The 9761-nt window shown below is 63.9% G+C and carries 6 protein-coding genes; 1 reads left to right on the forward strand and 5 read right to left on the reverse strand.

Annotation, left to right across the window (positions count from 1 at the left end):
• Window positions 1–73 precede the first annotated feature (73 nt).
• The 3 genes from WA983_RS03960 to WA983_RS03970 all read right to left on the reverse strand — a co-directional run bounded on the left by WA983_RS03960 (window position 74) and on the right by WA983_RS03970 (window position 2327).
• Window positions 74–937, reverse strand: a complete 864-nt coding sequence (locus WA983_RS03960; protein WP_424250758.1) for a transporter substrate-binding domain-containing protein — start codon at window positions 935–937, stop codon at window positions 74–76.
• Between the two features lie 61 nt (window positions 938–998).
• Window positions 999–1649: an amino acid ABC transporter permease gene (locus WA983_RS03965; RefSeq protein ID WP_424250756.1), complete on the reverse strand. Its 651-nt coding sequence runs from the start codon at window positions 1647–1649 to the stop codon at window positions 999–1001.
• 9 nt (window positions 1650–1658) lie between these two features.
• The gene (locus WA983_RS03970; protein ID WP_424250754.1) at window positions 1659–2327 is read right to left on the reverse strand and encodes an amino acid ABC transporter permease; all 669 of its coding nucleotides are present in this window, start codon (window positions 2325–2327) and stop codon (window positions 1659–1661) included.
• Window positions 2328–2581: 254 nt separating this feature from the next.
• Between WA983_RS03970 and WA983_RS03975 the strand changes: the two genes are divergently transcribed.
• On the forward strand, window positions 2582–3364 hold the full coding sequence (locus WA983_RS03975) for an IclR family transcriptional regulator (RefSeq protein WP_424250753.1): 783 nt from the start codon (window positions 2582–2584) through the stop codon (window positions 3362–3364).
• A 254-nt stretch (window positions 3365–3618) separates the two neighbouring features.
• Here the strand turns inward: WA983_RS03975 and rpoC are convergent, their stop codons facing one another.
• Entirely contained in the window at window positions 3619–7881 is a 4263-nt protein-coding gene (rpoC, locus tag WA983_RS03980; protein ID WP_424311620.1) for a DNA-directed RNA polymerase subunit beta', read from the reverse strand.
• The coding region (gene rpoB, locus WA983_RS03985; protein WP_424311621.1) for a DNA-directed RNA polymerase subunit beta at window positions 7881–9761 on the reverse strand (1881 nt) is incomplete at its 5' end. The genes rpoB and rpoC, both read right to left, overlap by 1 nt.

The following is a 9761-nucleotide window of genomic DNA, read 5'->3' on the forward strand; positions in this document are numbered from 1 at the left end:
GAGGGCTCGCCCGTCTCCGGCCAGGCCGGGACGCTGTGCTCAGTTGCTTGCCGATCGGACACATGAACCTCGCTTATCGGGTCACGATGACCGGCAGCGGCGCATCACCTTCACCGGTATCAGGCATGTTTGCGGGCAGATCCTTGCCGATCCACTGTTGGTAGAGAGCCGGAAGCTCACCATCGGCCAGCTTGCGGCCGATCAGGCCGTTGAGGTAATCCACCCACTCCCGCTCTCCGGGACGCACGGCGACACCGTCATAGACCCGGGAAAGCACCAGCCGGGACTCGTACTTGCCCGGTCCTGCGACCTGCGCCAGATTGCCCACCTGGGTCACTGCGGCGCCAATGGCGTCAACCTGGCCCGAGATCAGCGCCTGCACCGTCGCCGCATCATCGTCGAAACGCATCAGCTTGGCATCCGGCTTGGCATCGGTCAGGGCTTTGTCCTGAGGCGTTCCCCGGGGCACGCCGATCCGCATGCCCTTCAGGTCTTCCCAGCCCTTCATCTGCGGACCCGCCTTGGCGATCACGACGTTCTCGTTGACCGCATAGGGCCGCGAGAACAGCACGACCTTCTGCCGGTCCGGGAAGATCCCCATCACCGCCGCCAGCATGTCGACCTGCCCGGTCAGCAGCGCGGCCGTCCGGTTGGCCGGCGTCACCGGCACGATCTGCGGTTCGACGCCAAGGTCCTTGGCCACCATGCGGACGAACTCGACCTCGAAGCCGGTGAGCTTGCCCTGGGCATCGGTGAAGCCCCAGGGCACCTGTGCGACCTGGACGCCGGCCTTGAGCACGCCGGACGCTTTCACTGCGGCGACGCTCTGGGCCTGGGCGGCCGGCATCAGAACCGACCCGAAGGCCAGCGTGGCGATGGCGCTCAGCAAGAACCGGCGCATACGGCCGGAAGGGTGGGACGGGGCAAATGTCTTCATGATGTCTCCTGTGGAGGAATGCGGTCCGCGGACCGCGACGAAAGGATGCTCTGCCATGCTGTCAGGCGGCCGCGGCATAGCGGCGCTCGAGCCGTGCCGCATAGCGAGACAGGGGAAAGCAGATCAGGAAATAGCCCAGAGCGGCGAAACCGTAGGCCCACAAGGGCTTGTAGGTCGCGCTCGAAACGAGTTGTGCGGAACGGGACAGCTCCACGAAACCGATGATCGCGGCCAGCGATGTTCCCTTGATCAACTGCACCAGGAAACCGATGGTCGGGGCGAAGGACATGCGCAGCGCCTGTGGCAACACCACGTAACGCATCCGATGCACGTAGCTCAGCCCCAATGCGCTGGCCGCCTCGCTCTGGCCACGCGGTACCGCCTGAACGCCACCGCGCCAGATTTCGCCCAGGAATGCGGCGGCGTGCAGGGTCAGGCCCGCGGCCGCCGCCACCCACACGTTCACATGCAGTCCAAAGACCGGCAGGCCGTAAAAGACCAGGAACAACTGCAGCAACATCGGCGTGCCCTGGAAAAAGTCGATGAATCCCGCCGCCGGGACGCGCAGCCAGCGCATCGGTGCCGTGCGCGCCAGGGCCACCAGCAGGCCGAATAGCCCGCCGCCGGTGAAGGCAATGACGGACAGGACGAGCGTGGCCTGGGCGCCGGCCAGGATCATCCAGATTTCATTGATCGTGAATTCGCGAACCATGGCCGGGTCTCACTTGGTCGGATAGGAAAAGCAGGCGCGGTCGATCGCCTTGAACAGGGTCGAGAACAGCAGCGACATGCACAGGTACAGCAAGGTCGCGACGATGTAGACCTCGAAACTGCGAAATGTCGTCGAATCGATGCTCTGAGCCACAGAGGTGAGCTCCTCGGCCGAGATCGAAGACACGATGCTGGTCGTCAGCAGCAGCAGGACGAACTGCCCCGAAAGCGCCGGAAAGATCACGCGGAACGCAGGCTTGAGGATGATGAACCGGAACGTCTGCATGGGGGACAGACCCAGCGCCGCTCCCGCCTCGAACTGGCCGCGCGGGATGGCCTCGATCCCGCCGCGCACGATCTCGGCGGAAAAAGCGCCCAGGTTCAGGCTGAGCGCCACGACGGCCGCCGTCCAGGGCGACAGGCTGACGCCGAGCTGGGGCAGGCCGAAGAAAATGAACAAAACCTGCACCAGGAAAGGTGTATTGCGGATGATCTCGATATAGCTCACGCCCACGGCCCGCAGGAAACCGAAACGGCTACGGCGCGCCAGTATCGTCAGCATCCCCAGACTCAGCCCGAGCACGGTCGACAAAGCGGTGAGCGCCAGTGTCAGCAGACAGCCCTGCAGGAAAATTTCCCAATACGGCAGCAGCGCGGCGAAGTTGAAGGTGTAAGTCATGCGGGTCTCGACCTTTGTTCGTGAGACCAGTATATCAATCTATGGAAAGCCTTTCCGTTTTAGAAACACGTTTTAATACTAGGGCTTTCCCTTAATAGAACCTAGTTCTAAAAGTGAACATATCTGATTGATCGCGACTACTCGCGCATCGATTCAGTCAGATCCTTCGAGAGAATTCCAATATGGAACAGCTTTCCAATACAATAGCATCTACCCTGACCCTCTCCGCTGCACACTCCCCACAAGGCCGACCCATGAGTAGCAATCTGCCCCGAGGGCTGTCCGTTCTGGAACTGCTCACCCGCAACCCGGACGGCCTGCCCCTGCACGTCATCGCCACTGAACTGCAGGTCCCGCGCAGCACGGCCCACCGGATACTCGCCGAACTGGTGAACGCCGGATACGTACGACAGCAGGACGGTGATTTCAGCCCCTACCGGCTGACCCTGAAGATCGCCACCCTGGGCATGCAATTCCTCTCGGCCACCGGTGTCGTCGAACTGGTCCAGCCGGTGCTCGACAAGCTGGCCGTGGCCAGCGGAGAACTCGCGCGCATGAGCCTCGTCGAAAACGATCGCTTGATCTGGGTCGCCAAGGCGCAAGGCGCCCAGGGCGGTCTGCGCTACGACGCGCTGTCGGACCCGGGCGAAGACGTGCGTCTGTTCTGCAGCTCCAACGGTCAGGCCTGGCTATCGACGCTGACCGACCAGAAAGCGCTCGAAATCGTCGCCCGACAGGGCTTCGGCGAGCCGGGACAGTACGGGCCCAACGCCCCCCGCACCATCGAGGCCTTCCTGGACTGCCTGCGCCTCGCCCGCGAGCGAGGCTACGCCATCGTCCATGAAACCTATGAGCTTGGCCTGGCGGCCATCGCGGCGCCCGTCCTCAGCTCGAACACCCAGACGGCAATCGGTGCCGTCAGCATCGCCGGCCCCGAGGCCCGGATGAAGCACGCCGAACACCTGATTCCTCTGATCCTGAACGCCGCCCGCGAACTGTCCGAACTCAGTCCCGGCATCCTCGCCTGCGGACGGTAGGCCCCCGGCGGCCCGGCGGCCCGGCGGCCCGGCGGCAAAAAATACCCCCACGCTGCGCCTTCGGCTTGCATCCACCGCGCGGCTTGCAAGCCGCTTGGATACGCCAGGCACGAAACAGTCCACTGGGACTGTCCCGTGTCCGGGCTTATCCCCCCAAGGGGGCGCTTTTTGCCTTGGGGGCGGCCCGGCGGCAAAAAAAACGGGACGCCTCCGAAGAAACGCCCCGCTGATCAGGACTTCAGAATACGAAGTCCTTATTCCTCGCTCGAACCCTCGCCGTCAGCCGCACCAGCGGCGTCCGGGTCGGCCTCGCCCGAACCCACGTGGGCCATTTCCGACGGTTCTCCGAACGGATTGGCCAGTTCGCGGGCTGCGGCACGCTCGGCTGCCTCGAAGACTTCCTTGTCGTGGCGGGCGATGTGGTAAGCCATCCCCGTACCGGCCGGGATCAGGCGGCCCACGATGACGTTTTCCTTCAGGCCACGCAGTTCGTCGCGCTTGCCCATGATGGCAGCCTCGGTCAGCACGCGAGTGGTTTCCTGGAAGGACGCCGCCGAGATGAACGAGTCCGTCGACAGGGACGCCTTGGTGATGCCCAGCAGCACGTTGTCGTACGTGGCCGGGATCTTGCCTTCGGCATCCATGCGATCGTTTTCGTTCAGCAGTTCGGAGCGCTCGACCTGCTCGCCGGTGATGAAGCTGGTGTCACCGGAGTTGCTGATGTTCACGCGACGCAGCATCTGGCGCACGATCACTTCGATGTGCTTGTCGTTGATCTTCACGCCCTGCAGACGGTAGACGTCCTGGACCTCGTTGACGATGTAGGAGGCCAGCGGCTCGATGCCCTGCAGGCGCAGGATATCGTGCGGGTCGGCCGGACCGTCGACGATCAGTTCGCCCTTGTTGACCACCTGGCCGTCGTGCACCAGCACCTGCTTTTCCTTGGAAATCAGGAACTCGTGGCTGACGCCGTCCATGTCGGTGATGACCAGACGCTGCTTGCCCTTGGTGTCCTTGCCGAAGGAGACCGTGCCGGTGACTTCGGCCAGCATGCCGGCGTCCTTGGGCGAACGGGCCTCGAACAGCTCGGCCACGCGCGGCAGACCGCCGGTAATGTCGCGGGTCTTCTGGGATTCCTGCGGAATCCGGGCGAGGAAATCGCCCACACCCACGGCCTGACCGTCGCGCACGGTGATCAGCGCGCCCACGGGCAGCGAGATCGCCACTGCGTGATCGGTGCCGGCCACCTTGATTTCCTGGCCCTGCTCGTCGAGCAGCAGAATCTGCGGGCGGGCAGCGGCGCCCTTGGTGCCGCGCGTCTTGGGCGTGATGACGACCAGCGTGGACAGACCGGTGATCTCGTCCACCTGGCGGGCCACCGTGACGCCTTCTTCGATGTTGGCGAAGCGGATCGTGCCGGAGTATTCGGACACGATGGGGCGCGTCAGCGGATCCCAGGTCGCCAGCTTGGCACCGGCCTTGACCACGTCACCGTCGCCCACGGCGATGGTGGCACCGTACGGCACCTTGTGGCGTTCGCGTTCGCGACGGTTGTCGTCATAGATGACGATTTCGCCGGAGCGGGACACGGCAATGCGGTCGCCCTTGGCGTTGGTCAGGTAGCGCAGACCGATGGCAAAACCCACCGAACCGGCGGACTTGGTTTCGATCGAGCTGGCCATGGCCGAACGCGAGGCGGCGCCGCCGATGTGGAAAGTCCGCATCGTGAGCTGCGTGCCGGGTTCGCCGATGGACTGGGCCGCGATGACGCCGACGGCCTCGCCCTTGCTGACCAGATAGCCTCGACCCAGGTCGCGGCCATAGCAGTGCGCGCACAGGCCGTGGCGGGTTTCGCAGGTGAGCGGGGTGCGGATCTTGACTTCGTCCACGCCCACTTCGTCGATCAGTTCGACCAGGCCTTCATCCAGCAGGGTGCCGGCCGGAATCACGGTTTCCTGGGTATCGGGATTGACGATGTCCAGGGCCGCCACGCGGCCCAGCACGCGGTCGCGCAACGGTTCGATGACTTCGCCGCCTTCGACCAGGGCCTTCATCACGTAGCCGTGAGTGGTGCCGCAATCGTCTTCGGTGATCACCAGATCCTGGGTCACGTCCACCAGACGGCGGGTCAGGTAACCCGAGTTGGCGGTCTTCAGCGCGGTGTCGGCCAGACCCTTGCGGGCGCCGTGCGTCGAGATGAAGTACTGCAGCACGTTCAGGCCTTCACGGAAGTTCGCCGTGATGGGGGTTTCGATGATGGAGCCGTCCGGCTTGGCCATCAGGCCGCGCATCCCCGCCAACTGGCGGATCTGTGCGGCGGAACCCCGGGCGCCGGAGTCGGCCATCATGTAGATGGAGTTGAACGATTCCTGACGGGCTTCCTTGCCGTGACGGTCGATGACCGGCTCGGTGGAGAGCTGTTCCATCATGGCCTTGCCGACGCGGTCGCCGGCCTTGCCCCAGATGTCCACCACGTTGTTGTAGCGTTCCTGGGACGTGACCAGACCGGAGGAATACTGCTTGTCGATTTCCTTGACCTCTTTGGAGGCCTGGGCCAGGATTTCGTTCTTGACGTCGGGCACGACCATGTCGCCCATGGCGATCGACACGCCGCCGCGCGTGGCCAGGCGGAAGCCCGACTGCATCAGCTTGTCGGCGAAGATCACCGTGGCACGCAGACCGCAGCGGCGGTACGACATATTGATCAGGCGCGAGATTTCCTTCTTCTTCAGCGCCTTGTTCAGCACCGAGAAGGGCAGGCCCTGGGGCAGGATCTCGGACAGCAGCGCACGGCCCACGGTGGTCTCGAAGCGACCGACGACGGCCTTCCATTCGCCGCTCTCGTCCTTGACGTATTCGGGCAGGCGGGTCGTGATGCGCGTCTGCAGTTCGACTTCGTGGTTGTCGTAGGCACGCTGAACCTCGGCCAGGTCGGCCAGGAACATGCCTTCGCCCTTGCCGTTGACGCGCTCACGCGTGGCGTAGTACAGACCCAGCACGATGTCCTGGGACGGCACGATGGCGGGTTCGCCGTTGGCCGGGAACAGGACGTTGTTGGAGGCCAGCATCAGGGTGCGGGCTTCCAGCTGGGCTTCCAGCGACAGGGGCACGTGCACGGCCATCTGGTCGCCGTCGAAGTCGGCGTTGAAGGCCGCGCAGACCAGCGGGTGCAGCTGGATGGCCTTGCCTTCGATCAGTTGCGGTTCGAAGGCCTGGATCCCCAGGCGGTGCAGCGTCGGCGCGCGGTTGAGCATCACCGGGTGTTCGCGGATGACCTCTTCGAGGATGTCCCAGACCACCGGTTCCTGGCTCTCGACCAGCTTCTTGGCCGCCTTGATGGTGGTCGCCAGACCCATCATTTCCAGACGGTTGAAGATGAAGGGCTTGAACAGTTCCAGCGCCATCAGCTTGGGCAGACCGCACTGGTGCAGACGCAGTTGCGGACCCACCACGATCACGGAACGGCCGGAGTAGTCGACGCGCTTGCCCAGCAGGTTCTGACGGAAGCGGCCGCTCTTGCCCTTGATCATGTCGGCCAGGGACTTGAGCTGGCGCTTGTTGGCACCGGTCATGGCCTTGCCGCGACGACCGTTGTCCAGCAGCGAATCGACGGCTTCCTGCAGCATGCGCTTTTCGTTGCGCAGGATGATGTCCGGAGCCTTCAGTTCCAGCAGGCGCTTCAAGCGGTTGTTGCGGTTGATGACGCGGCGGTACAGGTCGTTCAGGTCTGACGTGGCAAAGCGCCCGCCGTCCAGCGGCACCAGCGGACGCAGGTCCGGCGGCAGCACCGGCAGCACTTCCATGATCATCCAGTCGGGCTTGATGCCGGACTTCTGGAAGCCCTCCAGGACCTTCAGGCGCTTGGAGATCTTCTTGATCTTGGCGTCGGAGCCGGTGGCCTTGAGTTCGGCACGCAGCTTTTCGACTTCGGAATCGATGTCGATGTTGCGCAGCAGTTCACGCACGGCCTCGGCGCCCATCAGGGCGTGGAAGTCGTCGCCGTATTCCTCGGTCTTGGCCAGATAGTCGTCGTCGGACATGATCTGACCGCGCTTGAGCGGCGTCATGCCCGGTTCGATCACGCACCAGGCTTCGAAGTACAGCACGCGCTCGATGTCGCGCAGCGTCATGTCCAGCACCATGCCCAGACGGGAGGGCAGGGACTTCAGGAACCAGATGTGCGCGACCGGGCTGGCCAGTTCAATGTGGCCCATGCGCTCGCGGCGCACCTTGGCCACGGTGACTTCGACGCCGCACTTCTCGCAGATCACGCCACGGTGCTTCAGGCGCTTGTACTTGCCGCACAGGCACTCGTAGTCCTTGATCGGGCCGAAGATCTTGGCGCAGAACAGGCCATCGCGCTCGGGCTTGAAGGTGCGATAGTTGATGGTCTCGGGCTTGCGGACTTCGCCGAAGGACCACGAACGGATCTTTTCCGGCGACGCGATGCCGATCTTGATGGCATCGAACTGCTCGTCCTGGGAGACTTGCTTGAAGAGATCGAGTAGCGCTTTCATTATTTACGCTCCAGATCCATGTCCAGGGACAGGGATCGAATTTCCTTGACCAGCACGTTGAACGATTCGGGCATGCCCGCGTCGATCACGTGATCACCCTTGACGATGTTCTCGTAGACCTTGGTCCGGCCGGTGATGTCGTCGGACTTCACCGTCAGCATTTCCTGCAGGGTGTAGGAGGCGCCGTAGGCTTCCAGGGCCCAGACTTCCATTTCCCCGAAACGCTGACCGCCGAACTGGGCCTTGCCGCCCAGCGGCTGCTGGGTCACCAGGGAGTACGGACCGGTGGAACGGGCGTGCATCTTGTCGTCCACCAGGTGGTGCAGCTTCAGGAAGTGCATGTAGCCCACGGTCACGGGACGCTCGAACTGCTCGCCTGTGCGACCATCGGTCAGCCAGGCCTGGGTGCGACCGCTGGTGAGCTTCAGGCGCTCGGCGATCTCGTCCGGGTAGGCGATTTCCAGCATGCGGGTGATGTCTTCCTCGGCCGCGCCGTCGAACACCGGCGTCGCCAGAGGCACGCCACGGCGCAGGTTGTTCGCCATCGTCAGCACTTCGTCGTCGGTGAGCTGATCGAGCTTCACCGAACCGCCGCACGAGTTGTAGATGGCGTCCAGCGTCTTGCGCACGGCCTTGACCTGGGTGCCGCGCTCTTCGTCGAGCATGTCGGCGACACGCTGGCCCAGACCCTTGGCGGCCCAGCCCAGGTGGACTTCCAGCACCTGACCGATGTTCATCCGCGAGGGCACGCCCAGCGGGTTGAGCACGATGTCCACAGGGGTACCGTCGGCCATGTGCGGCATGTCTTCGACCGGGGTGATGCGCGAGACCACACCCTTGTTGCCGTGACGGCCGGCCATCTTGTCGCCCGGCTGCAGACGGCGCTTGACGGCCAGGTAGACCTTGATCATCTTCAGCACGCCCGGGGGCAGCTCGTCGCCTTGCGTGAGTTTCTTGCGCTTTTCCTCGAAGGCCAGATCGAACTGGTGGCGTTTCTGCTCCAGCGCGTCCTTGACCTGCTCCAGGGTGACGGCGGCTTCTTCGTCGGCCAGGCGGATGTCGAACCACTGCCAGCGGTCCAGATCGTCCAGGTACTCGGCAGCCAGGTCGGTGTTCTTGGCCAGCTTGCGCGGGCCGCCGTTGGCGGTCTTGCCGATCAGGGTCTTGCGCAGACGGTCGAACGCGTCGTTCTCGACGATGCGCAGCTGGTCGTTCAAGTCCTGGCGGTAGCGGCGCAGTTCGTCATCGATGATGGACTGGGCGCGCTTGTCACGCTCGATGCCTTCGCGGGTGAAGACCTGCACGTCGATGACCGTGCCCACCATGCCCGAAGGCACGCGCAGCGAGGTGTCCTTGACGTCGGAAGCCTTCTCGCCGAAGATCGCGCGCAGCAGCTTTTCTTCGGGAGTCAGCTGGGTTTCGCCCTTGGGCGTGACCTTGCCGACCAGCACGTCGTCGGCGCGCACTTCGGCACCGATGTAGACGATGCCGGAGTCATCCAGGCGGTTCAACTGCGTTTCAGCCAGATTGCTGATGTCGCGGGTGATTTCTTCCGCGCCCAGCTTGGTGTCGCGGGCAACCACGGTGAGCTCTTCGATGTGAACCGACGTATAGCGGTCGTCGGCCACCACCTTTTCCGAGATCAGGATCGAGTCCTCGAAGTTGTAGCCGTTCCAGGGCATGAACGCGATCAGCATGTTCTGACCCAGGGCGAGCTCGCCCAGGTCGGTCGATGCGCCATCGGCCAGCACGTCGCCGCGGGCGACATGGTCGCCGCGCTTCACGATGGGGCGCTGGTTGATGTTGGTGTTCTGGTTGGAACGGGTGTACTTGATGAGGTTGTAGATGTCCACGCCCACTTCGCCGGCGACGTTCTCGTC

Source organism: Castellaniella sp., assembly GCF_049650445.1.
Classification (GTDB): domain Bacteria; phylum Pseudomonadota; class Gammaproteobacteria; order Burkholderiales; family Burkholderiaceae_B; genus Castellaniella.